This window comes from Bradyrhizobium sp. LM2.9 (assembly GCF_054056555.1).
In genome coordinates, this window is record NZ_JBSRYJ010000002.1 from 2,795,606 (window position 1) to 2,819,811 (window position 24,206).

Below are 24,206 nucleotides of genomic sequence, written 5' to 3' on the forward strand. Positions count from 1 at the left end.
GCAAAGGCAGCTACATGGTGCTCGAAGACATCCTGGACGAGCTGCCGCGGCTGCGTGGCCTGATTCTCTACAGCATCTTCATGCTGCCGCCCGAAGAGGCGCGGCGGCGGGAGATCTACGACCGCGTGCTGAGCGAAGGCTGCGACTTGCACGCCGCCGTCGAGGAGATCACGCTGTCCTCGCGCGACGGCATCCAGGCCGTCGAGGACATTCTGCTCGTCAACAAATTCGCGACCATCCTGTGACGATGCCGCGGACCGGTTGAGGACAATGACCGAGATCAACTTACTCCAGCCGATGCACGCGTCGACCAAGCGGAACTACGTTCAGCGGGTCGTCGAGCACGACAAGGCGGAATCCGCCACCGTGGCCCGGCAATGGGGACACGACTACTGGGACGGCGACCGCCGCTATGGCTATGGCGGTTATCGTTACGACGGACGGTGGCGCCCGCTCGCCCAGACCCTGATCGACCGCTATAGCATCAAGCCCGGGATGCGCGTGCTCGATGTCGGCTGCGGCAAGGGCTATTTGCTCCATGAGTTCAGCCAGCTCGTGCCCGGCCTCACGATCGCCGGCATCGACATCTCCGACTATGGCATCGCCAACGCCAAGGAGGAGGTGCGGCCGCAATTGAAGATCGGCAGCGCCGTCGAGCTCCCCTATCCCGACCACAGCTTCGATCTCGTGGTGTCGCTCGGCGTGCTTCACAATCTTCCGCTCGAGGACGTCTTCCGCGCCGTCTCCGAGATCGAGCGCGTTGGGCGCGGCGCCTCGAAATATCTGATGGTGGAATCATTCCGCGACGAGCGCGAGAAGGCGAACCTGCTCTACTGGCAGCTCACCTGCCTGAGTTTCCACGGTCCGGAAACGTGGGCCTGGATCTACGACAAATGCGGATACCGGGGCGACCATGGGTTCATCTTCTTCGAATGAAGCAACGGGCCTGCGCCGGCCGACCTCGTTGCGTGCGCAAAATTCCGAAGTGTATTATTCGGACGACGCCATCGTCACGGCGGACGACGCCACGATCGCCGAGCTGAAGCGCATCGCCGCCGGCAATCCGCGTCTGCGCAGCCGGCTGTGCACGCATCCCGACCCCTCGTCCGGCCTGCACGAGATGCTGATCGTGCATCATCGCGAGGCCTATGTGCGGCCTCACAAGCATTTTGGCAAACCCGAGTCGTTCCACGTCATCGAAGGCACCGCGCAGGTCGTGATCTTCGAGGATGACGGGCGGATTCGCGACGTGCTCGAGATGGCGCCTTACGGCCAGGGCCAGCGCTGCTATTACCGGATGCCCGAGCAGGTGTTTCACTCGATCCTGATCACCTCGGAATGGCTGGTGTTTCACGAAACCACCGCCGGTCCGTTCGATCCCTCCCGCACCGCATTTCCTGACTGGGCTCCCGATGGCAGCGATGCCGCTGAAGTCCAGAACTACGTCACGAAGATTGGTGCGCTCGCCGCGGCACGGCAACTTAAGAATTGTGGCAAGACCTCTGGCGCGATATAGGCTTCAACTGCGTCGCGTATCGCCTGGAGCGTCGATGTTTCCTCGCTTTTCCTGCACAGAGCCAAACCCGTGACCGATCATTGCCGCCTCTGCCATTCGACCAATTTGCGCCCGGTCATCGACCTCGGACAGATGCCGATTGCGCATCGGCTTCGGCACAGCCGCGACGAACAGGACGACCGGTATCCGTTCGAGGTGCTGGCGTGTGGCGCGTGCGGCCTGCCCCAGATCGTCAAGCCGATCGATCCCGACATTCTGTACCGGCAGTTCAACTACAATTTCAGCAGCTGGAAGCCGGAGCCGCACCAGGTCGACGAGCTCGATACCATCGCGAAATTCTCGAGCCATCAATCCGTGTTCGAGATCGGATGCAACGACGGCCTGTTCATGGACAGGCTTCGCGAACGTGGCGCGAAAGTTCTGGTGGGCGTCGAGCCCAACCTGGTGTCGGGCAAGATCGCCCGCGAGCGCGGCATCAAGGTCTATGCCGACATGATCAGCCCGGCGCTGTGTCACGACGCGGTCGCAGAGGCCGGCAAGTTCGACCTCGTCGTCTCGCGCCAGGTGCTGGAGCACATCGTCGATTTCGAGAACTTTTTCGACTGCGTGAAGATCGCGCTCAGCGACGATGGGCTGCTGTTCATCGACGTGCCTGATTTCGCACCCGGCTCGACGGCGGGCGACCTCTCGGTCCTGTGGGAGGAGCACGTCAGCTACTTCACCGAACCGACACTGCTCGCGCTGCTGGCGCGCCACGGCTTCGAGGCGGTGTCGGTGAAGAAATACAATTTCAGCGGCGGCAGCCTCGCGATCGCAGCGCGCCGCGCCCCGCACGACGTGACGCCACCGCCCGCCCCTGCCGGAGTCGGCGAGAGGTTCGGCCAGCGCGCAAGGGAGTACGGCGCGCGGCTCCGCCCGATCCTCGCCAAGGCTCGCGCCAACGGCGCCGAGATCGCCATCTACGGTGCCGGCTGCCGCGCCTGCACTTTCACCAATGCCCACGAACTCGCGGATCTCGTCGACCTCTCGGTCGACGACCAGAAGGAGCGCCAGGGCTTGTTCCTGCCCGGCACCGGCATTCCGATCCGTTCGCCGGAGGGCCTCGCAGGCAAGTCAAATCCGCTCGTCTGCCTTCTGGCCGTGAACCAGGAGAACGAAGACAGGGTCAGCAGCCGGCTGCGCGAAACCGTGAAGCGCCCGCTCCACATCGTTTCGATCTTCGCACCCTCGGACATCTGGAGCGAGCTCGATCGCCTCGAGGCGGCCGCAGGGTCGCGGCATGGCTGAGGACAAGCTCTTCAACTACTACGAACGTCAGGAGGTCCTGCCGACGTTCGGGAATTTCAAATCCGCCGCCGAACTCGGAGCCTATGCCGGCCTGCGGCGCGAGTTGTTTTCGGACAAGCTGGTGCTGCCGCCGCGGTTGTTCCGCGACGCCGACGTGCTCGAATTCGGCCCCGATTCCGGCGAGAACGCGCTGGTGTTTGCAGGCTGGGGCGCAAACATGACGCTCGCCGAGCCGAACCGGCATGCGCACGCGAAAATCCAGGATTACTTCGCGCATTTCAGCCAAGCGGAACGTCTGCGTGAACTCGTATCGTCCGATGTCGAAGGATTTCGCAGCGATCGTCGCTTCGACATCATCGATGCCGAAGGATTCATCTACACGGTGCAGCCGACTGAGAATTGGCTCGGCATCTTTCACCGGCTGCTCAATCCGGACGGTTACGCGGTCGTTTCCTACTACGAGCGCTACGGCGGATTCTTCGAGCTCGCGCTCAAGGCGATTCATGCGGCAGGCAAGGTACTGACGGGCCGTCCCGGGCTCGAAACGGCGAAGATGCTGTTCGACGCGAAATGGAACAGCATTCCGCACACACGCAGCTTCGTATCCTGGCTGATGGACGTGCTCGAAAATCCATTCGTTCGGCACCGCTACTTCCTCGAGGCGGGAGCCTTGTGTAGGGCGGCGCACGAGCAGGGATTCGATATCCATTCGGCGTGGCCCGCCTATCGCGACAGCCTGGACGTCTACTGGCACAAGAAGGTCCTGTCCGATGACGAGAAGCTGCGGCGCGCGGCGCGCCATCTCGGCCGCAGCCGTCTGAGCTTTCTCGGCGGACGGAAGCTCTATCTGGCCGGCAGGACCGAAGCGGTCGACGCGATCTCGGCTTCGATCGAGACACTGGTTCTCGATGTCGATGGGATGATCGAGGATCCCTTCGGCGCCAGCCTGCCCCGCGTGATCGCGAGCCTCGCCTCGCTGCGCGAGACGATAAGGACGACAGAAATTCTCGCCGACGATGCTTCCGACATCGACGCCATCATTGCGACCCTCGACAGTTTCCATCGTATCTTTGGCGCGATCGGGCGACGGGACGTGTCCACAGTCGCCGCCCTCACCCAATCCGACCAAGCGTTCATCAACACCTGGGGACAGCCGGCGCATTTCCTCATTATCCGGAAACGCTTCGAGGGGTCCTAGCAAGTGAGGCCAGGCATTGGCATCATCGGAACGGGCATGGTCGGCCAGATGTGCCACCTCGCCAATTTCGCCGCCAATCCTGCCTGCCGCGTTGTCGCGATCGCCGATCTCCGGCCTGATCTCGCTGCCGCAGCGGCGCAAAAATTCGACATCGCCCGGGTCTACGGCACGCACCGGGAGCTGCTGGCGGACAGCGACGTGTCCGCCGTCGTCGTCGTGACGAAGCGCCGCGCCACCGGGCCGATCGTACTGGATGCGTTGAACAGCGGCCGGCATGTGCTGTCGGAAAAGCCGATGGCCTACACCACGGCTCAGGCCGTTGCACTGGCCGAGGCCGCACGGCGGCACAACCTCGTCTACAGCATCGGCTACATGAAGCGTCACGACGCCGGCGTGGCGCGCGCGCTGGCCGAGTTGGCGCGCATTCGAGCGGATCAGTCGCTTGGACGCGTTATCGGGGCGCGAGGCTGGTGCTTCGGCGGCGACACTGGCCGGTCGCAGGAACAACTTCGTCCTGACCGGCGAAGCGCGGCCGGACGGGCTCGAGCTCTGGCAGGATAGCCCGGACTGGATGCCCGGTGCGATGCGACCCGGCTACGACAATTTTCTGAACGTGTTCAGCCATATCATCAATCTCGCGCGATACATGCTCGGACCGTCGCCGGCAGTCACCGAAAGTACCGTCGAGACCTCGGGCGCGGCGACCGTGACGCTCGACTTCGACGGCGTCGCCTGCGCGCTGCAACTCGTAAATGGATCTGAGGGCGTCTGGCGCGAGGGACTGAGCATCGCGTTCGAGCGGGGCGCAGTGACCATCGAGTTGCCCCCGCCCTTTGCCGAGCAGGAGGCGGAGGTCATCCTCGATCAGCAAGGACAACGCACGCAATTGTCGCGCGAAAAAAGTTGGGCGTTTCGGCGTCAGGCCGATGCATTCGTCACCGATATGGTCGAGCTGAGGACGCCGCTGGCTTCCGGCGAAGATTCCGTGGCCGACATCGCCCTCGCGGAGGCGATCTGGAAACGGCAGGTTCCCGTCCCGCCAGCATCTGATCTAAGTGTTTGATTTCGCTGGCAGGAGTGGCAGGGCTCGAACCTGCGACCCCCGGTTTTGGAGACCGGTGCTCTACCAATTGAGCTACACTCCTACGGACCCTGCGTTGCCGCCTGGATCAGGCCGCTTTGAAGCACAAGGGGCGGCCGGATTGCAAGGCCGGATTGCAAGGGTGAAGCGCGCTGGCTTCGCTTGTTTGTGCCGCGCCTTCTGGGCCACAGTCGGCCCCGAATAATAATAAGTAACCGGGAGTGCCCATGACTGCGACAGCCTCTGCGACAGCCGCCCCTCGCCCCTCGACCGCGCCGAACACCCCGCCTCTGCCGGAGGCCCGCCCCGAGACGCTCGGGCTGTCGCGCCCGCGCCTCCAGGCCATGTCGGACGCCTTCAAGCGCGAGATCGACAAGGGAACCATTCCCGGCGTCGCCGTGCTGGTGGCGCGGCGCGGCCAGGGTCGGCTGGTTTGAGGCGCTCGGCAAGCAGAGCCCGACGGGCGCGGCGCCGATGGCGCATGATTCGATCTTCCGCATCTTCTCGATGACCAAGCCGATCGTGTCGGTTGGCATCATGGCGCTGGTCGAGGACGGCCATCTGCTGCTTGCCGATCCCGTCGCGAAATTCATCCCTGAGTTCGCCGACCAAAAGGTCGGCGTGGTCAGCGGCGGCAAGCTGGAACTGGTTCCGCCGAAACGGCCGATGACGGTGCAGGACCTGCTCCGCCACACCTCCGGCCTGACCTACGAGCACCAGGGCGACGGCCCCGTGCACAAGCTCTACCAGGACTCGCGGGTGCGCAGCCGCAAGATCACCAATGCCGAGCACGCCGCCCTGGTGGCGAGCTTCCCGCTGGTCTGCCATCCCGGCGACGAGTTCAACTACAGCCGCTCCACCGACATCCTCGGCCGCATCATCGAAATCGTCAGCGGCAAGTCGCTCGGCACGTACCTCGCCGAGCGCATTCTCGCGCCCTTGCAAATGGCCGAGACCGGCTTTGCAACCAGCGAAGCCAATGCCGGCCGGCTGGCCGAGCCGTTCGCGGCCGATCCTTGGACCGGTGACAAGGTCGCGCTGTTCAACATGCTCGAACAGCCGATCATGGAGTCCGGCGGCGGCGGCCTCGTCTCCACCACCATGGATTATGCCCGCTTCGCGCTGATGCTGCGCAACGGCGGCACCCTCGATGGCAACAGGATCATCGGCCGCAAAACGCTGGAGCTGATGGCGTCCGATCATCTCGGACCTCACGTCGTGACCAACGGCACTCTCCTGTCGCCCGGCCACGGCTTCGGCCTCGGCTTCGCCGTGCGCCGCGAGGCCGGCATCGCGCCCTTCCCCGGCAGCGTCGGTCAGTATTTCTGGAGCGGCATTGCGGGGACGTTCTTCTGGATCGATCCGAAGGAGGATCTGTTCGTCGTGTTCATGAGCCAAGGCCCGGGACAGCGCGATTTTACGCGGACGCTGGTGCGGGATCTGGTGTACGCGGCGGTGGATTGAGGCTGCATCGCTTACGCGCGACGCTGCATCCTTCCTCACTGTCATGCCCCGCGCAGGCGGGGCATCCAGTACGCCGCGGCGGCCATTCCTTCACGCCACTACAGCCGCGGAGTACTGGATCGTCCGCCTTCGCGGACGATGACACCTACTGGGGCCTCAACTGATCGTGGCGCCGCCGTCGATCACCATGGTCTGGCCGGTCATGAAGTCGCCGGCCTTCGATCCCAGGAACACTGCGGCGCCCGCGATCTCGTCGGGGATGCCGATGCGCAACAACGGCGAGCGCGCGGTCGAGGCCTTCAAATTCTCCGGATTGTCCCACAATGCCTTGGCGAAATCGGTCTTGATCAGGCCGGGCGCGATGCAGTTGACGCGGATGTTGTGCGGTCCGTATTCGCAGGCCAGGTTGCGCGCGAGCTGCATGTCGGCGGCCTTGGAGATCGCGTAGGCGCCGAGGATGGTCGAGCCTTTCAATCCGCCGATCGAGGAGACGACGATGATCGAGCCGTCCTTGCGCTCGATCATCTGCGGCACCACCATCGAGATCAGCCAGTTGTTGGCGACGATGTTGTTGTCCAGAATCTTCCTGAACTGATCGTCGGAGATGCCGGCGAGCGGACCGTAATACGGGTTCGATGCGGCGTTACAGACCAGCACGTCGATCTTGCCGAAGGCGCGGTTGCTCTCGTCGATGAGGTTTTGCAGGTTTTCCTTCGACGAGATGTTGGCGGCGATGGCGACCGCGGTGCCCTTGCCGAATCTGTCGTTGATGGACTTGGCGACCTGATCGCAGACATCGGCCTTGCGCGAGGAGATCACGACCTTGGCGCCGTGCTCGGCCATGCGCTCGGCGATCGCGAGCCCGATGCCGCGCGTCGAGCCGGTGATGACGGCGACTTTCCCCTTCATGTCGAACAAGGTCATGCTTCTCTCCCAACAGTTCTGATTTGAATTGGCCTGGAGCTTACGCCGCGTCCGCGCGAGCGGGCAACGACTCAGGCGAGTTTCTTGACTTCCGGTCCTGCCGGCTGATGCATCTCCGCATGCGCGTCGTCCGCGATCCACGGCTGCTGGTTCACCATCGGCAGCCGCCACACCGTGCGCTCGGGGTTCGCAAAATGGTCGAGCCGCGTGATCGAGCAATTGTCGATGTCGAACGACAGCGCCTTCTCCAGCTGGCCATCGAGCGCCAGCCCAAGTGCCGCTTTGATGGTGCCACCATGTGCCACTGCGATCACATCACGCCCCGCAGCCTCGGCATTGATCCGATCGATGGTGCGGCGGGCGCGATTGTAGAGGTCTAGAAAACTCTCGCCGCCGGGTGCGGGCTCGTTGATATCGGCAAACCAGCTCGAGCCGACAGGGCGGCTGGCGATGAACTGGGCGCGGTTCATGCCCTGCCATCGCCCGAGGTTTTGCTCGGCGAGGTCCGCTTCCCGTGTCATCGACGCAGGCCTCGGAAAACCAGCCGCCCAGATCGCTTCGGCCGTTTGATGCGTGCGCATCAGATTGCTCGAATACCAGACTGCATTGCGTGGCAGCACCTTGGCAACAGCATTGAAGACGTAGGTATCGCTGGTGTCGCAGGCGAGATCGGACTGACCGTAGATGTTGCCGCCGTCATTGCGCACCGGCGCGTGACGGACCCACCACCAGCGTGTCGTGACCACCTTGGGCTTGTCTGCACCTGCCATCGAAACCCTTCCATCCCGTTTGATGTCGCTGTACGTCAGTAGCGAACGTGTCTCAAGACACTTTACCGTTTGAAATCTTGTTTGAAATTCCGTCGCGCGGCAAGCGTCGCGTGCGAACCAGAGGGAGAAAACGCATGGGCCGTCTGCAAGGCAAATCCGTCATTATCACCGGTGCCGGCAGCGGCATCGGCCGCGCGGCCGCGCTGCTGTTCACCAGGGAAGGCGCCAAGCTGATCGCGGTCGATCGCACCGAAGCGGTGAAAGAAACGGTCGACGAGGTGAAGAAGGCCGGCGGTGTCGCCGAAGCGATGGTGGCGGATGCGGGCTCCGAGAAAGACGTCATCGCCGTGATCGACAATGCGGTGAAGACGCACGGCCGGCTCGACGTGATCTGGGCCAATGCCGGCGTCTCCGGCGGACTCGTCCCGCTCGGCGAGCAGACCGTCGAGCAATGGCAGGAGGTGTTGCGGATCAATCTGATCGGGCCGTTCCTCGCGGTGAAGCATGCGATGCCGCACATGGTGAAGCAACAATCCGGCGCGATCGTGCTGACGGCGTCCGTGGCCGGTCTCAAGGCCGGCGCCAGCGGTCATCCCTATGCAGCGAGCAAAGCCGGCGTGATCTCCCTGGTGCAGACCACCGCGTATTCGCTCACCGGCACCGGCGTGCGCATCAACGCGGTGTGCCCCGGCCTGATCGAGACCGGCATGACCAAGCCAATCTTCGACCGCGCCAAGGAGCGCGGCACCGCCGACAAGATCGGCCCAGCTCAACCCCCTCAAGCGCCCCGGCCAGCCGCACGAGCTCGCCGCGATGGGATTGTTTCTGGCCAGCGACGAGGCGTCGTACGTCAACGGCCAGGCATTCCCGGTGGACGGCGGGCTGACAGCGTCGATGCCGTATGCGGGGAAACCGGTTTAGCTCGCACGCACTCTCGTGTCCCGGACGCGCTGCAACGCCTCTTCGCGTTGCTGCGCAGAGCCGGGACCCAGAAAGCCGCGCACTCGCTGCTGCATGGGCCCCGGCTCTGCAGCGCACCGCCAAGAGGCGCTGCGCTGCGTCCGGGGCACGAGATCGTTGTTGAATGCCTGACATGGGCTCGCATTCTCGCGGCGTGTTTCGCCCGAGCTTTGCTTCGTCGTCTCACCCTCAAATGAAAGAGAGCGCAGGGAAGACCGGGTGCCGGCTGGCACCCGCGGTCCACTGTGCGAAGTTGTCGTAACAAAATTGCACAGCGGCATACAGGTGAAGCCCAACATCCGGCCTTCCCTGCGCAATGGTTGGAACGGCTTATGTCGTGCTCTCCCCGGGGAGCGATGCACTATTGCCCCCGTCGCCCTGCGGATGGCTGATGCGCGCGGTCCGGTCGGACAGCACACATCACCGCAAGACTTGGCGCACAGACTCCGGGCGCCAGGACGACACGATTTGGCCGTACGCCGATCACACCGGTCGTGCGCGCGACGCCTTCGCTCACGGCTCTCCGCCCTGCGAAACCATTCGCGCCGATGTGATCGGCGTCCACCGCCGCCCGGCCCGCGTTCGTGACGATCGCGATACGCCCCTCTTCCTTGGGCCGGGTTGCGGCGATACATACGCCGTTTCCGAATTTCGGTAAAGCGGAATATCTTTGGCGATGCGGGTTGACCGAGCATTTGGGTGTTTTGCCGGACGGGCCACACAACATCTCGTCGCCCGGACGGATTTGTGCTGGTTTGCCCTAACACCCGCAACATTGGTATGGTTCATGCAAGCTGCGTCAGCTTCCCACCTCCTGATAAGAACGTGAAAATGCCAAGCTCAAGACCCGACCGTATCCGAAAACTGCTCGCCGACCTCGTCGGCTTCGACACGATCAGCGATCGCTCCAACCTGCCCCTGATCGCGCATATCGAGAGCTATCTCGCCGCGCTCGGCGTCAAGGGTGAGCGCATCGTCGACGAGACCGGACAGAAAGCCTCTCTGTGGGTCACCATTGGACCCGAGGACCGCCCCGGCCTGGTGCTGTCAGGACATACCGACGTGGTGCCTGTGGTCGGCCAGGACTGGAGCCACGATCCGTTCAAGCTGATCGAGCGCGACGGCAGGCTCTACGGCCGCGGCACCACCGACATGAAGGGTTTCGTCGCGGTGTGCCTCGCCATGGTGCCGGAGATGCTGGAGGTGAAGCTGGCAACGCCGATCCATCTGGCGATCTCCTATGACGAGGAGATCGGCTGCGTCGGCGTGCGGCCGATGCTCGGCGAGATCGCGAAGAAGAAGGTCCAGGCCGCTCGGCTGCTTCGTCGGCGAGCCCACCGAGATGAAGGTCATCATCGGACACAAGGGCAAGCACGGCGTGCGCGCGACGTTTCGGGGGCTGGCCCGCCACTCCTCGATCGCGCCCGACGGGGTGAATGCGATCGAATATGCGGCCGAGCTGATCGTCGAAATCCGCCGCCGCGCGGTCACGCTCGCCGCCGTGCGGTCAACGAACAGCCTCTACGATGTTCCGCACTCGACGCTGCTCACCAGCATCGTCCATGGCGGCGCCGCGCTGAACATCGTGCCGGATAGTTGCACGGTGGATTTCGAATGCCGCGGCATCGGCATCACCGAGTCGCGCGAGGTCACGGATGCGATCGTCGCCTGGGCCAAGGCCGAGCTCGAGCCCGCGATGAAGTCGATGCATCCGGAATGTGGCATCGATTTCGAGGAGATCCTCGACTACCCCGCGCTCGACACGGCCGCCGACGCCGCCATCGTGACGCTGGCCAAGAGCCTCGCCGGCCGCAACGACCACGCCAAGGTCGCCTTCGGCACCGAGGCGAGCCTGTTCGCCAGCATGGCCGATATCCCATCCGTGGTGATCGGCCCCGGCGGAATCGCGCAGGCGCACACGCCGGACGAATTCGTGGAAATGGCGCAGCTGGAGAAATGCGCGGGGTTCGTGGAGAAGCTCATTGCGCATTGTGTTGCGTCATAATCGGTGTCTGCAGCTATCTGGGTCCCGGCTCTGCGGAGCAGCACTTCGTGCTGCACCGTGTCCGGGACAAGAGAGCATGGCTATTCATCGGCCTCCGGAGGCGAAATCGCACGCCCGGAATCCGCTCACGTGTCCCGGACGCGATGCGGCACGCAGTGACGCGCCGCAGAGTCGGGACCCAGGCGCCCCAACATGCAATCTTAAGTCGCGCCACCATCGGACACAGGTTGCATGCAGATGCCCTTCTTCGTGTACATCCTCGCGAGCAAGCGAAACGGGACTCTTTATGTCGGGGTCACCAACAATCTCGGTCGACGAATGGCCGAGCACAAGTCCAAACTCCTACCCGGCTTCACGCGGCAACACGATGTAACTCTGCTCGTCTACTTCGAAACCTTCGAGTCCGAGATCGAGGCACGCTCACGCGAGCATTCGTTGAAGCGTTGGCGACGGGCCTGGAAGCTCAAGCTGATCGAAGAGCTCAATCCGGATTGGCGCGGTCTTACGAATGAGTTGAATACCTTGGTGACGTAACTGGGCCCCGGCTCTGCGGAGCAGCACTTCGTGCTGCGCCGCGTCCGGGACACGAGAACGGCGGATTGATCGCTCATCCGCCCTACGGCTCAGCGCTCCTGCAACGCCAGCCGCACGCCAATCGCGCAGTAGATGGTCCCGACCACCTTGCCCTGCCATTTCACGACGGCCGGATAGCGGCGTAGCAAATTGCCAAGACGGCCGGCGCCGACGGCGAACACCACCGTGCTGACGAGGCCGAGCAACACGAAGACAGCGCCGAACAGCGCGAGCTGCAGCGTCGTCGAACCATGCTCGGGACGGACGAACTGCGGCAGGAACGCGAGGAAGAACAGCGCGGTCTTCGGATTAAGCACCTCGGTCAGCACGGCCTGCCGGAATGCTCGCGCTGCGCTGATCGCGGGCGCGCCGCCATTCACCTCGAGCGGCGCCTTGTCGAGAATGGCGCGAATGCCGAGATAGATCAGGAAGCCTGCGCCCACGTATTTGACGACGCTGAACAGGAGGGCCGAAGTTGCGATGATCGCAGAGAGGCCGACGATCGCCATGGTGGTGTGGACCACGTCACCGGCCGCAATTCCCGCGCCCGTCGCGATGCCGACCCTGGTTCCCGAGCTCGCTGCGCGCGCCATGGTGAGGAGTGTCGCCGGACCGGGAATGAAGACGAAGCCGAGGACGATGAGGATGTAGGTGATGAGCGCGGTGTGGTCGATCATGCGGCCATCTCTCTCGTCATTCTGTCCCGAACGGCTCAATACGACGTGACTGGGTCCCGGCTCTGCGGAGCAGCACTTCGTGCTGCACCGCGCCCGGGACACGAGAGCGGCGATCGAGGTAAAAAGGCGCGGCCGTCAGCCGCGCCTTCGGATTCCTTAAACCGCGCCCGCCTTCTGCGCGTATTCCCACGACGCTTTCGACAGCGGTACGGTGCGCTTGGCTGATTCCAGCGCCTTGGCATTTGCCGCGGTGCCGTCGCGGACGCGGCCGGCGATGCCCTGGGTGATGCCGGCGAGGCGGAACAGATTGTAGGCGAAGTACCAGTTGAGGTCAGGCACCGTCATCTTGGTGACGTTGCAATAGATCTGCGCGGCCTCTTCCACGCTCGGAATGTTGAGCGCCTTGAGGTCGGCGCCCTCAAGACCCGGCATGACCCACTGCATCAGGAGATAGGTGAAGTCGGCCATGGGATCGCCGAGCGTCGACAATTCCCAGTCGAGCACGGCCTGCACGCGCGGTTCCGTCGCGTGGAAAATCATGTTGTCGAGGCGATAGTCGCCGTGGACGATCGAGATGCGCGCCTGCTCCGGCACGGTTTTCGGCAACCATTCCGCGACCTTCTCGAACTCCGGAATGGTCTGGGTCTCGGACGCCCGATACTGCTTGGTCCAGCGGTCGATCTGGCGCGCGAAATAATTGCCGGGCTTGCCGAACTCGCCAAGACCGATCGCGACGGGATCGTACATGTGCAGCTTCGCCAGCGTCTCGATCTTGCTGGTGAAGATCTTTCGGCGGTCCTCCGGCGTCTGGCTCGGCAGCGCCGGATCCCAGAACACCCGGCCGTCTTCCATCGACATGATGTAGAAGGCCGAACCGATGATGCTGTCGTCCTGGCACAGCGCATAGGCCTTCGCGACCGGAAAGCCCTGCTTTCCAAGCGCTGCGATCACCCGATATTCGCGATCGACCGCATGCGCCGACGGCAACAATTTGCCGAACGGCTTTCGGCGCATCACGTAGGAGCGGTTCGGCGTGTCAAGCCGGTAGGTCGGGTTGGACTGGCCGCCCTTGAACTGGAGCACGACCAGCGGTCCCTCATAACCCTCGACGTTGTCGCGCAACCAGGCCTCGAGCCGCATCTCGTCGATACGATGCCGCTCCTCGACAGGCTTGGTGCCCGAGAACTCTTCGTCTTTCCTGACGCCGTCAGCCACGATGACGCTCCCTCTTCAGTCCAAGCATGATCCTAATCGGTAACCGCTCTTGCACTTGCGTCAAGCGGTTATCCAACAAGGATCATGCCCTGTCGTTTCTTCAAGTCGGGAGCGCGCTTCCGCCCTCCCTCTTAATGACTGGAAGAGTTTGCATACTTCCGAACTTCAAGCCTGGCAATGGCGCGATTGTGCACCTCGTCCGGGCCGTCGGCGAGACGGAGCGTGCGGATGTGGGCGTAGTCCTTGGCAAGGCCCGCTTCGTCGGACACGCCTGCGCCGCCAAACGCCTGGATGGCCTCGTCGATGATCTTCAGCGCCATGTTGGGGGCTGCGACCTTGATCATGGCGATCTCGGCCTGCGCGGTCTTGTTGCCGACCTTGTCCATCATGTCGGCGGCCTTGAGGCATAGCAGCCGCGTCATCTCGATATTGGTGCGGGCATCGCCGATGCGCTGCTCCCACACCGAATGCTCGACGATCCGCTTGCCGAAGGCGGTGCGCGAGGTGAGCCGCTTTACCATTTTCTCCAGCGCCTCCTCGGCCTTGCCGATGGTGCGCATGCAGTGATGGATACGGCCGGGACCGAGGCGGCCCTGCGCGATCTCGAAGCCGCGGCCTTCGCCGAGCAGGATGTTTTCCTTCGGCACCCGCACGTTCTCGAGCAGCACCTGAGCGTGGCCATGCGGCGCGTCGTCGAAGCCGAACACGGGCAGCATCTTCTCGACCTTGATGCCGGGGGTGTCGAGCGGCACCAGGATCTGCGACTGCTGCTGGTGCTTGGCCGCCTTGAAATCGGTCTTGCCCATCAGGATCGCGATCTTGCAGCGGGGATCGCCGACGCCGGACGACCACCATTTACGGCCGTTGATGACGTAGTGGTCGCCGTCGCGCGCAATGCTGGTCTCGATGTTGGTGGCATCGGACGAGGCCACGGCCGGCTCCGTCATCAGGAAGGCGGAGCGGATTTCGCCGTCCATCAGCGGGCGCAGCCATTTACGCTTCTGCTCCTTGGAGCCGTAGCGCATGAACACTTCCATGTTGCCGGTGTCGGGCGCGGAACAATTGAAGACTTCCGAAGCCCAGGTGATGCGGCCCATCTCTTCCGACAGCAGCGCGTATTCGAGATTGGTCAGTCCCGCGCCGCGGAATTCGTCGTCCTCATGCTCGTTCGGCGGCATGAACATGTTCCAGAGGCCTTCGGCCTTCGCCTTCTTCTTGAGGTCTTCGAGCACCGGGATGACCTTCCAACGCTCACCGCTGTGATCCTGCTCGTTGTAGACAGGCACCGCCGGGCGCACGTGCTTGGCCATGAAGGACCGCACGCGGTCGAGCCATTCCTTCTGCTTCGGCGACAGATCGAAATCCATGGGGACGCTCCTCGTTGTCTCTTTGCGAACTTGTTTTGCGCCGGACTGTCCTCCCGCACCGCGCGACCTGCAAGCGCCAATGCGCGGCTTGCGGATGCTTCGGAACCGGTTCGCGCGTTTGCGAACGAGTCCCGATTGCGGATTGACTTTCCCGGCCTTCAAACGATAGTTTCATACAAGTGTTTGAATTGCAACTCCCTCCCCGAGGGGCACCCATGGCCAGCGATCATACCCGGACTGCCATTCTCGCCGCCGCCGAACGGCTCTATGCCGATCGCGGGTTCGGCGACGTGACGCTGCGCGACATCGTCGCGGAGGCCAATGTCAATCTCGCGGCGGTGAACTATCATTTCGGTTCGAAGGACGAGTTGATCGCGGAGCTGTTCGTGACACGCTCGATCGCCACCAACCGCGAGCGCTTGCGCGAATTGAAGGCGGCGGAAGAACAAGGCGGCGGCCGCGCGTCGATCGAGGTGATCCTGCATGCCTTGGTCGGCCCGACGCTGCGCGGCTGCCTCGGCCCGGAGAACCAGCGCTCCACCGCGGCGCGCTTCATGATCCGCGCCTCGATCGAATCCGTGCCGCCGATCCGCCGCATCAAGAACCGCGAGATCGACCATTTGCGGAAATTCGCCGGCGCGATGCGCCGCGCCCTGCCCGACCGCAGCGACGTCGATATCTATTGGGGCTTGAATTTCGCGCTCGCCATGGCGCACCACACCATCCGCGAGAGCGAGCGGTTGACCAAGCTGTCGGAAGGCAAATGCGACCTGGACGACGTCGAGGACGTCGTCGCGCGCGTCGTCAGCGTGGCGACGATGGCGCTGACGGCGGGACGGACGGAGGCGAAGGCGCCGTCCAAGGTGGCGGCACGCTGAAACCTCACATCATCGCGATGCAGTCGATCTCGACGTCGAAGGGGCCAAACCATTCCGGCGTGCAGACAAAGATCCGCGCCGGCGGATCTTGCGGGAAATAGCGCGCATAGACGGCGTTGAACGCCGCGAAGTGTTTTGTCGAGGTGCAGTAGACGTTGCACTTCATGACGTTGTCCAGGCTCGCGCCCGCGGTCTGAAGGCACAGCTTCATCTGCTCCATGACGAGCTCGCTCTGCCGTTCGATCGGCACTTCCGCGATCTCGCCCGTCTCGGGGTCGAACGGCGGCAGGCCGGCGACGAAGATCATGTTGCCGGCGCGCGTGACCGGCGAGGTCGGCGCCTTCCAGCGATCGAGAAAGGTCGAGATCGGTTCGACGCGGAGCGCTTCGCGTTTCATGGGCGGCCACCTTCGGTTCAAGCGAGATGACGGCTTGCTACATCATCCTGCAGCCGCCATGCTTCGCTTCCGATCGAAGTTTGCTCGCCGAACCGCCTAGGCGTGCTGCGGCATCTCCTCGGCCTCTTCCTTGGCGAGCAGCAGCAGCATCTCGATGCCCATCTCGCCTTCCTGCGGCGAGCGAATGAACTTTATTTCGTCGGCGCTTTGCCGCAGCGCGGCAACGATCGCGACGGCCTGGTTTGCCGTGGCCGCCTCGGTCGCCAGAATGGCCTTCTGGTCCTTGGCCTGAAACCCGATCGTGTAGGACATCGTTCCCTCCCGGACTGAGTGGAAGGATCGAATCTGAGTCGCGCGCGGAACGGAAGCCTGTGTGAGTACGGACCGGGATTATCTGGGGATTGCCCGCAAGCCTCAGGCAAGCCCGAGCATCGCGCGCGCCTCGTTTGGCGGTCGCGACGCTCGCCCCCAGGCTCTTCAGGATGCCGGCGGCATGCGCGAGATGCCGCGAGCGCCGGCCCTCTTCCCTTCTCCCAAAAGCTCAGATGATACCCTGCTGCTTCAGCGTCTCGATCTTGTCCGCATCATAGCCGAGCTTGCCGCCGAGCACCTCCTGGGTGTGCTCCCCTAATAGCGGCGGGGCGCGGTAGGTCTCGATCGGGGTTTCCGAGAGCGTCAGCGCGTTGCGGATCAGCGAGAGATCGGGCTCGAAGGGATGGTCGACCTTCACCCGCATGCCGCGCGACTGGACGTGCGGGTCGGAAAACACCTGCTCGAAATTGTTGATCGGACCTGACGGCACGCCGGCCTCCTCCAGCTTGTCCAGCCAGTGGGCCACCGGCTGCTTCAGGAACAGGCCGGCGAAGATCGCCATGATTTCCTTGCCGTGCACGACGCGGTCGTTGTTCTTGAGAAAGCGCTTGTCGCTCGCGAGCTCGGGCTCACCGAGCACGGCGCAGGTGCGCTGGAACTGGCCGTCATTGCCGACCACCAGCATCAGTTCCCCGTCGGTGCAGCGGAACACGCCGGCCGGCATGCCGCCATTGCCCCAGGTGCCGCGGCGCGGCGGGGTCTTGCCGTTGACGAGGTAGATCTGCAGCCAGTGCGACAACGACGCGATGACGGTGTCGAACAGGCAGACGTCGATATGCTGTCCCACGCCATCATTGGCGTCGCGATGGTACAGCGCCGAGAGAATCCCGATCGAGGTGTTCATGCCGGTCATGTAGTCGACGATCGACGGGCCGACCTTCATCGGGCCCTCGCCGGGCTCGCCGTCGATATGGCCGGTGACGCTCATCAGGCCGCCCATCGCCTGCAGGATGGCGTCATAGCCCGCGCGCGGCGCGTAAGGCCCCGTCTGGCCGAAGCCGGTCACCGAGCAATAGATGATGCCGGGGTTGATCGCCTTGATCGTCTCGTAGTCGAGGCCGTAGCGCTTGAGATCGCCGACCTTGTAGTTCTCCATAAAGACGTCGACGTCCTTGGCGAGCTCGCGGATGATCGCCTGCCCCTCGGGCTTGGCAATGTTGACCGTGACCGACTTCTTGTTGCGGTTGGCGCAGAGATAGAAGGAATTGTTGTTGTTGGCCTTGCCCTCGGGATCGGTCAGGTAAGGCGGCCCGAAGGCGCGCGCGTCGTCGCCGGTGCCCGGCCGCTCGATCTTGATCACCTCCGCGCCGAGATCGCCCAGCATCTGGGCCGACAAGGGTCCGGCAAGCACGCGGGTGAGGTCAAGGATCTTGATGCCTGAAAGCGGCAGGGCCGACATGTCGAAGTCCTCCGGGAACTGAATATTGGCGCGGCGGCGAGGTCGCGGGCCGCGCTTCCTGCGGATACACTATTTTGGCGGTCTGAGCACTGCACTGTGGGCATACGGCCATCCCCCCGCTCGCCCGGCGCAGGTCACCCTCGCAGCGAATTTCCGCAGTGCGAATATTCTCAGGTCACGGCAGCCGCAACCACCTCCGGCCGCCGTCGGCCGAGCAGGACCAGGATCAGCACCGTTGCGCAGGAGAACACGAAGGTAAGCCCCAGCGCGCCGCGGCTGCCGAACTGGGTGAGCAGGCCGACCAGCAGCGGCGGAGAAAGGGCGGAGGCGAGATTGAGCGGCAGCGCGATCATCGACATCGCCTTGGCGAACTCGGCCTGATCGTAGAACACCAGCGGGATCGTCGCCCGCGCCACCGCCATCGCACCGCTGCCGGCACCATAGAGCAGGATGAAGACCGCCACCGCCCAGGTCGCGCCCTCGCTCGACATCAGCAGCAGCATGGCGACCGGCAGCGCCGTGCCGGCGACGAGCCCGGTCGTGATTCCATCCCACCGCCCGCCGCAGAGAAAATCGAGCCCGCGGGCGCTGACCTGGATCACGCCCAGCATCGAGCCGAACAAAAGCGCCTGCGCCGGCGCCAGCCCCTCCGCCCGCAACAACTCGATCATGATGGCACCGATGCCGAAATTGACGAAGGCATTGAGCGTGATCGCGGCAACGACGAGGCTGAAGGTGCTCCTGGGAATCGCAGGCGGCGGCGAAGACTTCAGCGGTCCACCGCCAGCATCTCCGGCAATTTTCCGGCGCGGCGCGAGAAACGCAAAGAGCGGAAGATTGATGACGAGCATCATCGCCGCGTAGACGAGGCACATCGCGCGCCAGCCGAGCTGATCGCTGAGAAACGAGGTAGTCGGCCAGAAGATGCTGCTCGACAGGCCCGTCACCAGCATCAGCGCGCCGATGGCGTTCTTGGCCTGCCGCCCGGCGACCTCGTTCAGCATGATATAGGCGCCGGTCGAAAGCGTGGCGCTGCCGGCGATGCCGAGAACGATCCAGGCGGCGAAATAGAGCATCGGCTCGCGCGCGAGGGACAGCAGTATGAAACCCGGCACGGTGAGGACCGTGCCCGCCACCATCACGTTTCGCGCGCCGTGCCGCGCAAACGACTTGGCCAGCCATGGCGCGCACAGCCCCATCGACACATAGAGAACCGACGTCCCGGCGAACACCGCCGGCAGGCTCATGCCGAGATCGGCCGCGAGAGCGCGCCCGACGATGGCGGGAAGACCTATTGTACCCCACCCAACAAGTTGGGTAACCGCGAGCACCAGCAGGACGCCGATGAGCCTGCTGTCAGATTTCAGAAACCGCATTCCAGTCGTCGCCTGCCCGCCAGACGCAGATCACGCCTGTGACGCCCAGTCTTACCCTCGGATGCGACGACCGGGAATGGCGGTTCCGAATGGCACGGCCGCGCCAGCCGCGGGCAGCCGTCAAGCGGGATGGCCGGGATCGACCTGCTTCGGCGTCTTCTTGTCGCGTTGCGGTGTCATCTTGGCGGGGTCCGGTGCATCCGGCACGCCGCGCGGCCCGAGCTGATCGCGCTGAATGTCGTCTTCGGAGCGAGAGGGCTCAATGCCGTTCGGCTCACGGGGCTTGGTCATCGCGGCCTCCTGAAATATCTGCTCGGAGTGATCAGTCATATGCCGAGCGCGTTCTCGCCGGCTTCGCGGCCAGGCACGCTGACATGGACCTCGTGTCCCTCGCGAAGCGCCAGGGATGCCGCGGCGACCGCCGATTCGAACGCGGCTTCCTTGGTGGCGTATCTACTCTTGACGTCGCCGTCGTGCAGCACACCCCATTCGTCCTGCACTGGCACGATGGCGTATTGAGCAAGGCCCATTGTCCAACTCCTCCCGTTCTCAGGTCTATCTTTGCGTGACCTGGGGATGCACAGCGGTCACACGCCACACAATGTTGCCGCTGTCGTCGGCGACCAGCAGCGCGCCGGTCTTGTCGATGGCGACGCCGACGGGCCGCCCGCGCGCGTGATTGTCGTTGTTGAGGAAGCCGGTGACGACGTCCTGCGGCGGCCCACTCGGCTTGCCATCCGTGAACGGCACGAACACCACCTTGTAGCCGTTCAAGACCTGCCTGTTCCAACTGCCATGCTCGCCGACGAAGGCGCCGCCGCGGTAGGCGGCCGGCAGACTCGCGCTTGTGTTGAAGACCATTCCGAGCGGCGCAACATGCGAGCTCAACGCGTAGTCAGGCACGATCGCCTTGGCGACGAGGTCGGGCCGCTGCGGCTTGACGCGGGGATCGACGTGCTGGCCGTAATAGCTGTAGGGCCAGCCGTAGAAGCCGCCGTCCTTCACCGATGTCATGTAGTCGGGGACGAGATCGGGACCGAGTTCGTCGCGCTCGTTCACCACCGTCCACAGCGCCCCGGTCTGCGGCTCGAAGCTGAGACCGTTGGGATTGCGCAGGCCGCTCGCGAAGATGCGCCAGCGGCCGCTGGCACGATCGACCTCGAGGATGTTGGCACGATTGTGCTCGGCCTCCATGCCGTTCTCGGTGATATTGCTGTTGGAGCCGACGCCGGCATAGAGCTTTGAGCCGTCGGGACTTGCGACCAGGCTCTTGGTCCAGTGATGGTCGATCGGTCCGCCCGGCAGCGGCGTCAGCACCGTGCCCGGGGCGGTGATCTTCGTATCACCCTCCGTGTAGGGATATCTGACGATCGCATCGGTGTTGGCGACGTAGAGGTCGTTACCAACCAGCGCGACGCCGAACGGCGAATTGAGATGGTCGAGGAAGACGCTTTGCGTGTCCGGCACGCCGTCGCCGTTGCTGTCGCGCAGCAGCGTGATGCGGTTGCTCTCGCCGGTGTCGCCGCCAGATGTCGCCCAGGACTCGATGTATCCCATCACGATTTCCTTGGGCCGCTTGATCGGGGCCGCCTTCGGCGCCTTGGATTCCACCACCAGCACGTCGCCGTTGGGAAGCACGTAAAGGAATCGCGGATGCTGCAGGCCCGTCGCAAAGGCCTTGGCCTGCAAGCCCTGCGCAACGGCCGGCGTCTCGTCCTTCTTCCAGCCGACGATGCGGGCAATGTGCATCGGCGGCAGCAGATATTGCTGGATGTCGGGGAGCGTCGGGTTGGCGCCGGTTTGCGCCTTCGGATCGCCACTGCCGTCATTGCAGGCGGCGAGGCATAGCAGCGAGGAGCACAACAGTGCGCGAGCGATTGAGGATTTCATCGCGCAACTCCCACGCCGTGGCGATAGACCATGGCCCAGCCAAGCCAGCCGGTGACGGGCAGGATCAGCACGGTAATCGCCGAAAGCAAGAGCCCCGTCGGCCACACCGATGTCCAGGCATCACGCGTGTGGATCAGGGCGTTGACGGTGGCCAGGATCAGCGCCACCGCGTTGCCGATCAGGTGCGGCCAGGCCGGCGGCTGCGCCCGCACCAGGCGGTTGCCGAGGAAATCGGTCAGACCGGCGATTGCCGCCAGCACGCCGAAGATGACGCCGACGACCAGAAGCCAGGCCGAAAAATCCGCCCACATGATCTCGGCACTGACGACGTAGGCGATGTCGGTCAGCAGCGCCCCGATGAAGCAAGCGATCGGTATCGGCACCAGCATCGGATGAATCGGATGGCCCGCGATTTGCGCGGTAGTGCGCACGCGCACGTTGTCTTGCACGGTTGGCCTCGCTTGCACGGTTGGCCTCGTATGACTTTCGCCCTGCCCGACGGCCAACTCGTCCTTGGGGTGAAGGTTCCTACGCTTGCCTCTAGCCTTGCGCCGTCACCGGTGCGCTGGCCTGATACGCCGCGCGCCGATGCCGAGGGCACTCGGGCGGACTGCATTCCTTCGACTTTGGTTCGCAACACGAAGCCAACGTATCAAAGTTTAATGCGTTCTACCCTTCTCTTCGACCAGATTAGGAGACGGGTTTTGGGGTTATCGGACCACCAATGCAGGCAGGATTTGCGTTCTCCAAGCTCGCTGACCGGCTGGCGAGCCTCGCTCCAGTAACTGCCGACGATCTCCACCTGCTCGCGGACATGGCAAGCACAATTGCCCATCTAGGTTCGCGTCAGACCGTTCTGCGGCATGGCGACGATGCCACCCAGTGCTGTCTGCTGCTCCAGGGATATCTGTCCTGGCAGGACGCAGAGAGCGCGGACGGGCAGATCACGTCAATCCATGTTCCCGGTGACATCGCCAATCTACACACGCTTCATCGCCCTCGCGTCGACGGCAACCTGATCGCACTCGGCCCGGCCATCGTCGCTCTCGTGCCACATCGCTTCTTTCACGATCTGTCCGCGCGTTCGCCCGCTATGTCCCGCGCATTGCTGCTGATGCTGCTCACCGATCACGCCATTCAGCGCAACTGGACAGTGAACCTGGGTAGCCGCGATGCATTGACGCGCGTGGCGCATCTGCTGTGCGAGATCACCGCGCGCCTGCAAAGCGTCGGCCTTGCCAGAGATTTCAGACTGCCATCACCCTTCACCCAATCGGACCTTGCCGCAGCGTGCAGCATCTCCCCTGTCCACGCCAATCGCACCATTCAGGAACTGCGACGAGGCAACCTTCTGCAATGGCAGGGTAAGACGGTCATGATCACGGACTGGCCGGCACTCGTGCGGCTCGCAAGTTTCGATCCGACTTATCTGGGGATTCGACCCAGCCATGAGGATGCGTCGTCGCATCTCAGGCCGCTTACGGCGGAGGTTGCGCTCGTTTGAGCCTTTTCAGACGACGCGTTGTCAAACGACGCCTTGAACACCTCGGACGCCTTGAACACCTCGGGAGCGCGCAACCAATGCCTTGCGTGCTTCTGCAAGGACCAAATCCCAATCGCCCGGGGTCCTCTGATGAAACAATCGCAGGCTGGGATACCAGAAGGAGTGAGATCCAGCTGACGGCCAGCGCCAGTCGCAATCCGCATGCAACATCACCCACGCGTCACGTCCGAGCGCCCCCGCGAGGTGGGCTACCATGGTGTCGACGCAAATGAGGAGATCGAGCCGCCGGAGGTGATGACCGAGAACCGTAACGTCAGGCGTACTGACGTCCCTCGCGCCGATCTCTGCCAGTTCGCACGTCCGGGCTCCGCGCTGCAGCGAGCAGAGCGTTACGCCGGGAACGGCAAGATGCCCCAACAGCGCGGGCGGAACGGTCCTTCGCTTGTCCCAATTGCCGACTTCCCAAACCAGGCCGACGGCAAGACCTCGCTCATGCGGCGGCGTTGGCTCGACCGCCGGTGGCAGTGATACGTAAGGTGCGCGCATTTCGACGTGCTCACGCCTCGCCTTTATGGCATGCGGAACCTCCATAATCTCGATATCGACCTCGAAGTCGACGTCAGGCGCACCGTCGTGGAGCGCAAAGGCACGATCAACGCCAGCCGCTCGCTGGACCAGCGGCAGGAGCTCGCTCTGGCACCAGACCGCGACGCTGCGCGCGATATCGCGAAGCGGTCGCATGAAGCGCAGGAACTGAATGGTGTCGCCAAGCCCATGGTAGCAGCGGACCAGCACATGCTTGCCCGTCAGGTCCTCGCCGCGCCAGATCCGCTGGAGGTGACGCGGCCCGGTGTGCTTGGGTGGATACGCAAGCATCGTCAGATCGCGGTCGTTGATCGCCCAGGCGCGTTCGAAGTCGCCTGCCCGCATCGCCTCCGTCCAACCGCCCGACACTCGCGGTGATCCGATCAACGCCGCACGAATTTGTGAAAGCGGCTCGGTTTACCGTCCTTGGTCTGGTCCTGGTGGAGGAAGGCAATGCCGGCCTCGTCGAATTTGGTGAAGAATTCGTCCCAGCCGATCCGGTCGAGCCCTTCGTCGGGCGGATCGAAATCGATGCGCAGGATGCCGGCGTGTCCGCCCTCCTCCGTTAGCCTTGACCGTCGCGGGCTTTCCACCGCGCTCCTCCGCCCATTTCCGGATGACGTCGTGGCTGGTGGTCTGCTGGGCTTCGCTGGTTTGTGATTTGGATGACATGTGACACCTCGATTGCTGACAAGGAGCGAGCGATGGATCGGCCCTCGCGTCAGACTGTTTCGCCGTGAACGCCGGGCGTGAGGATTTGTTCTTTCG

24 protein-coding genes, 1 tRNA gene and 4 pseudogenes are annotated in these 24,206 nt (G+C 63.8%); 13 read left to right on the plus strand and 16 right to left on the minus strand.

Annotation, left to right across the window (positions count from 1 at the left end):
• The first annotated feature begins 14 nt into the window (after window positions 1-14).
• The 7 genes from ACVWW3_RS15060 (at window position 15) to ACVWW3_RS15090 (ending at window position 5,064) form a co-directional block, all read left to right on the plus strand.
• Window positions 15-245, plus strand: a complete 231-nt coding sequence (locus ACVWW3_RS15060) for an LIC12192 family sporadic carbohydrate cluster protein (RefSeq protein ID WP_456672000.1) — start codon at window positions 15-17, stop codon at window positions 243-245.
• Between the two features lie 25 nt (window positions 246-270).
• Window positions 271-936, plus strand: coding sequence for a class I SAM-dependent methyltransferase (locus tag ACVWW3_RS15065; protein WP_456649486.1), 666 nt, complete (start codon window positions 271-273; stop codon window positions 934-936).
• Window positions 914-1,516, plus strand: coding sequence for a WbuC family cupin fold metalloprotein (locus tag ACVWW3_RS15070; protein WP_354104146.1), 603 nt, complete (start codon window positions 914-916; stop codon window positions 1,514-1,516). The genes ACVWW3_RS15065 and ACVWW3_RS15070 overlap by 23 nt, the downstream gene beginning before the upstream one ends.
• A gap of 69 nt (window positions 1,517-1,585) precedes the next feature.
• Window positions 1,586-2,803, plus strand: a complete 1,218-nt coding sequence (locus tag ACVWW3_RS15075) for a class I SAM-dependent methyltransferase (RefSeq protein WP_456672001.1) — start codon at window positions 1,586-1,588, stop codon at window positions 2,801-2,803.
• Window positions 2,796-4,001 (plus strand): class I SAM-dependent methyltransferase, encoded by a 1,206-nt coding sequence (locus ACVWW3_RS15080; RefSeq protein WP_456672002.1) that lies wholly within the window; start codon window positions 2,796-2,798, stop codon window positions 3,999-4,001. The genes ACVWW3_RS15075 and ACVWW3_RS15080 overlap by 8 nt, the downstream gene beginning before the upstream one ends.
• A 36-nt stretch (window positions 4,002-4,037) precedes the next feature.
• Window positions 4,038-4,562, plus strand: coding sequence for a Gfo/Idh/MocA family protein (locus ACVWW3_RS15085; protein WP_456672003.1), 525 nt, complete (start codon window positions 4,038-4,040; stop codon window positions 4,560-4,562).
• 10 nt (window positions 4,563-4,572) lie between these two features.
• A complete protein-coding gene (locus ACVWW3_RS15090; RefSeq protein ID WP_456672004.1) occupies window positions 4,573-5,064 on the plus strand; it encodes a hypothetical protein in 492 nt (163 codons plus the stop codon).
• 6 nt (window positions 5,065-5,070) lie between these two features.
• Here the strand turns inward: ACVWW3_RS15090 and ACVWW3_RS15095 are convergent.
• Window positions 5,071-5,146 (minus strand) — tRNA-Trp (locus ACVWW3_RS15095).
• A gap of 163 nt (window positions 5,147-5,309) precedes the next feature.
• Between ACVWW3_RS15095 and ACVWW3_RS15100 the strand changes: the two are divergent.
• Window positions 5,310-6,546: pseudogene (locus tag ACVWW3_RS15100) on the plus strand (serine hydrolase domain-containing protein).
• A 156-nt stretch (window positions 6,547-6,702) separates the two neighbouring features.
• On the opposite strand, the gene ACVWW3_RS15105 reads toward ACVWW3_RS15100, so the two are convergent.
• Window positions 6,703-7,470 (minus strand): SDR family NAD(P)-dependent oxidoreductase, encoded by a 768-nt coding sequence (locus tag ACVWW3_RS15105; RefSeq protein ID WP_354050873.1) that lies wholly within the window; start codon window positions 7,468-7,470, stop codon window positions 6,703-6,705.
• 71 nt (window positions 7,471-7,541) lie between these two features.
• Window positions 7,542-8,240, minus strand: coding sequence for a histidine phosphatase family protein (locus ACVWW3_RS15110; RefSeq protein ID WP_456649481.1), 699 nt, complete (start codon window positions 8,238-8,240; stop codon window positions 7,542-7,544).
• A gap of 134 nt (window positions 8,241-8,374) precedes the next feature.
• Here ACVWW3_RS15110 and ACVWW3_RS15115 point away from each other — a divergent pair.
• The 3 genes and pseudogenes from ACVWW3_RS15115 to ACVWW3_RS15125 all read left to right on the plus strand — a co-directional run bounded on the left by ACVWW3_RS15115 (window position 8,375) and on the right by ACVWW3_RS15125 (window position 11,739).
• A pseudogene (locus tag ACVWW3_RS15115) lies at window positions 8,375-9,161 on the plus strand (SDR family NAD(P)-dependent oxidoreductase).
• Between the two features lie 870 nt (window positions 9,162-10,031).
• Window positions 10,032-11,205, plus strand: a pseudogene (argE, locus tag ACVWW3_RS15120) (acetylornithine deacetylase).
• A 231-nt stretch (window positions 11,206-11,436) separates the two neighbouring features.
• On the plus strand, window positions 11,437-11,739 hold the full coding sequence (locus ACVWW3_RS15125) for a GIY-YIG nuclease family protein (protein WP_456649479.1): 303 nt from the start codon (window positions 11,437-11,439) through the stop codon (window positions 11,737-11,739).
• Between the two features lie 89 nt (window positions 11,740-11,828).
• On the opposite strand, the gene ACVWW3_RS15130 is transcribed toward ACVWW3_RS15125, so the two are convergent.
• From ACVWW3_RS15130 to ACVWW3_RS15140, 3 genes are all read right to left on the minus strand, one after another.
• Window positions 11,829-12,455 (minus strand): LysE family translocator, encoded by a 627-nt coding sequence (locus ACVWW3_RS15130; RefSeq protein WP_456649478.1) that lies wholly within the window; start codon window positions 12,453-12,455, stop codon window positions 11,829-11,831.
• A gap of 156 nt (window positions 12,456-12,611) precedes the next feature.
• A complete protein-coding gene (locus ACVWW3_RS15135; RefSeq protein WP_247350283.1) occupies window positions 12,612-13,670 on the minus strand; it encodes a phosphotransferase family protein in 1,059 nt (352 codons plus the stop codon).
• 131 nt (window positions 13,671-13,801) lie between these two features.
• Window positions 13,802-15,037 carry an acyl-CoA dehydrogenase family protein gene (locus tag ACVWW3_RS15140; protein ID WP_456649477.1) on the minus strand — a complete coding sequence of 412 codons (1,236 nt, stop codon included), beginning with the start codon at window positions 15,035-15,037 and terminating at the stop codon, window positions 13,802-13,804.
• 215 nt (window positions 15,038-15,252) lie between these two features.
• On the opposite strand from ACVWW3_RS15140, the gene ACVWW3_RS15145 reads away from it, so the two are divergent.
• Window positions 15,253-15,915, plus strand: a complete 663-nt coding sequence (locus tag ACVWW3_RS15145) for a TetR/AcrR family transcriptional regulator (RefSeq protein ID WP_456649476.1) — start codon at window positions 15,253-15,255, stop codon at window positions 15,913-15,915.
• Window positions 15,916-15,919: 4 nt separating this feature from the next.
• Here ACVWW3_RS15145 and ACVWW3_RS15150 read toward each other — a convergent pair whose 3' ends face one another.
• From ACVWW3_RS15150 to ACVWW3_RS15185, 8 genes are all read right to left on the minus strand, one after another.
• Window positions 15,920-16,312 carry a RidA family protein gene (locus ACVWW3_RS15150; RefSeq protein WP_456649475.1) on the minus strand — a complete coding sequence of 131 codons (393 nt, stop codon included), beginning with the start codon at window positions 16,310-16,312 and terminating at the stop codon, window positions 15,920-15,922.
• A 96-nt stretch (window positions 16,313-16,408) separates the two neighbouring features.
• On the minus strand, window positions 16,409-16,624 hold the full coding sequence (locus tag ACVWW3_RS15155; protein WP_247350289.1) for a hypothetical protein: 216 nt from the start codon (window positions 16,622-16,624) through the stop codon (window positions 16,409-16,411).
• Between the two features lie 229 nt (window positions 16,625-16,853).
• Window positions 16,854-18,083 (minus strand): CaiB/BaiF CoA transferase family protein, encoded by a 1,230-nt coding sequence (locus ACVWW3_RS15160; protein ID WP_456649474.1) that lies wholly within the window; start codon window positions 18,081-18,083, stop codon window positions 16,854-16,856.
• 170 nt (window positions 18,084-18,253) lie between these two features.
• Window positions 18,254-19,459, minus strand: a complete 1,206-nt coding sequence (locus tag ACVWW3_RS15165; RefSeq protein WP_456649473.1) for an MFS transporter — start codon at window positions 19,457-19,459, stop codon at window positions 18,254-18,256.
• Between the two features lie 120 nt (window positions 19,460-19,579).
• Window positions 19,580-19,750, minus strand: a complete 171-nt coding sequence (locus ACVWW3_RS15170; protein WP_247350294.1) for a hypothetical protein — start codon at window positions 19,748-19,750, stop codon at window positions 19,580-19,582.
• A gap of 35 nt (window positions 19,751-19,785) precedes the next feature.
• A complete protein-coding gene (locus ACVWW3_RS15175) occupies window positions 19,786-19,989 on the minus strand; it encodes a hypothetical protein (RefSeq protein ID WP_063682698.1) in 204 nt (67 codons plus the stop codon).
• Between the two features lie 25 nt (window positions 19,990-20,014).
• A complete protein-coding gene (locus tag ACVWW3_RS15180; protein ID WP_456649472.1) occupies window positions 20,015-21,349 on the minus strand; it encodes a PQQ-dependent sugar dehydrogenase in 1,335 nt (444 codons plus the stop codon).
• Window positions 21,346-21,798 (minus strand): DUF2231 domain-containing protein, encoded by a 453-nt coding sequence (locus ACVWW3_RS15185; RefSeq protein WP_247446004.1) that lies wholly within the window; start codon window positions 21,796-21,798, stop codon window positions 21,346-21,348. Before ACVWW3_RS15185 ends, ACVWW3_RS15180 begins: the two co-directional genes overlap by 4 nt.
• 275 nt (window positions 21,799-22,073) lie before the next feature.
• Here ACVWW3_RS15185 and ACVWW3_RS15190 point away from each other — a divergent pair, with 275 nt between their 5' ends.
• Window positions 22,074-22,853 (plus strand): Crp/Fnr family transcriptional regulator, encoded by a 780-nt coding sequence (locus tag ACVWW3_RS15190; RefSeq protein WP_456649471.1) that lies wholly within the window; start codon window positions 22,074-22,076, stop codon window positions 22,851-22,853.
• A gap of 21 nt (window positions 22,854-22,874) precedes the next feature.
• On the opposite strand, the gene ACVWW3_RS15195 is transcribed toward ACVWW3_RS15190, so the two are convergent.
• Window positions 22,875-23,783 carry a hypothetical protein gene (locus tag ACVWW3_RS15195; RefSeq protein ID WP_456649470.1) on the minus strand — a complete coding sequence of 303 codons (909 nt, stop codon included), beginning with the start codon at window positions 23,781-23,783 and terminating at the stop codon, window positions 22,875-22,877.
• A gap of 38 nt (window positions 23,784-23,821) precedes the next feature.
• Window positions 23,822-24,110: pseudogene (locus ACVWW3_RS15200) on the minus strand (hypothetical protein).
• Window positions 24,111-24,206 lie beyond the last annotated feature (96 nt).

Coding starts and splice junctions, on each gene's coding strand:
- ACVWW3_RS15060 (WP_456672000.1), top strand. CDS start 15: ATGGTGCTCGAAGACATCCTGGACGAGCTGCCGCGGCTGCGTGGCCTG.
- ACVWW3_RS15065 (WP_456649486.1), top strand. CDS start 271: ATGACCGAGATCAACTTACTCCAGCCGATGCACGCGTCGACCAAGCGG.
- ACVWW3_RS15070 (WP_354104146.1), top strand. CDS start 914: ATGGGTTCATCTTCTTCGAATGAAGCAACGGGCCTGCGCCGGCCGACC.
- ACVWW3_RS15080 (WP_456672002.1), top strand. CDS start 2,796: ATGGCTGAGGACAAGCTCTTCAACTACTACGAACGTCAGGAGGTCCTG.
- ACVWW3_RS15085 (WP_456672003.1), top strand. CDS start 4,038: ATGGTCGGCCAGATGTGCCACCTCGCCAATTTCGCCGCCAATCCTGCC.
- ACVWW3_RS15090 (WP_456672004.1), top strand. CDS start 4,573: ATGCCCGGTGCGATGCGACCCGGCTACGACAATTTTCTGAACGTGTTC.
- ACVWW3_RS15105 (WP_354050873.1), bottom strand. CDS start 7,470: ATGACCTTGTTCGACATGAAGGGGAAAGTCGCCGTCATCACCGGCTCG.
- ACVWW3_RS15110 (WP_456649481.1), bottom strand. CDS start 8,240: ATGGCAGGTGCAGACAAGCCCAAGGTGGTCACGACACGCTGGTGGTGG.
- ACVWW3_RS15125 (WP_456649479.1), top strand. CDS start 11,437: ATGCAGATGCCCTTCTTCGTGTACATCCTCGCGAGCAAGCGAAACGGG.
- ACVWW3_RS15130 (WP_456649478.1), bottom strand. CDS start 12,455: ATGATCGACCACACCGCGCTCATCACCTACATCCTCATCGTCCTCGGC.
- ACVWW3_RS15140 (WP_456649477.1), bottom strand. CDS start 15,037: ATGGATTTCGATCTGTCGCCGAAGCAGAAGGAATGGCTCGACCGCGTG.
- ACVWW3_RS15145 (WP_456649476.1), top strand. CDS start 15,253: ATGGCCAGCGATCATACCCGGACTGCCATTCTCGCCGCCGCCGAACGG.
- ACVWW3_RS15150 (WP_456649475.1), bottom strand. CDS start 16,312: ATGAAACGCGAAGCGCTCCGCGTCGAACCGATCTCGACCTTTCTCGAT.
- ACVWW3_RS15155 (WP_247350289.1), bottom strand. CDS start 16,624: ATGTCCTACACGATCGGGTTTCAGGCCAAGGACCAGAAGGCCATTCTG.
- ACVWW3_RS15160 (WP_456649474.1), bottom strand. CDS start 18,083: ATGTCGGCCCTGCCGCTTTCAGGCATCAAGATCCTTGACCTCACCCGC.
- ACVWW3_RS15165 (WP_456649473.1), bottom strand. CDS start 19,459: ATGCGGTTTCTGAAATCTGACAGCAGGCTCATCGGCGTCCTGCTGGTG.
- ACVWW3_RS15170 (WP_247350294.1), bottom strand. CDS start 19,750: ATGACCAAGCCCCGTGAGCCGAACGGCATTGAGCCCTCTCGCTCCGAA.
- ACVWW3_RS15175 (WP_063682698.1), bottom strand. CDS start 19,989: ATGGGCCTTGCTCAATACGCCATCGTGCCAGTGCAGGACGAATGGGGT.
- ACVWW3_RS15180 (WP_456649472.1), bottom strand. CDS start 21,349: ATGAAATCCTCAATCGCTCGCGCACTGTTGTGCTCCTCGCTGCTATGC.
- ACVWW3_RS15190 (WP_456649471.1), top strand. CDS start 22,074: ATGCAGGCAGGATTTGCGTTCTCCAAGCTCGCTGACCGGCTGGCGAGC.
- ACVWW3_RS15195 (WP_456649470.1), bottom strand. CDS start 23,783: ATGCGGGCAGGCGACTTCGAACGCGCCTGGGCGATCAACGACCGCGAT.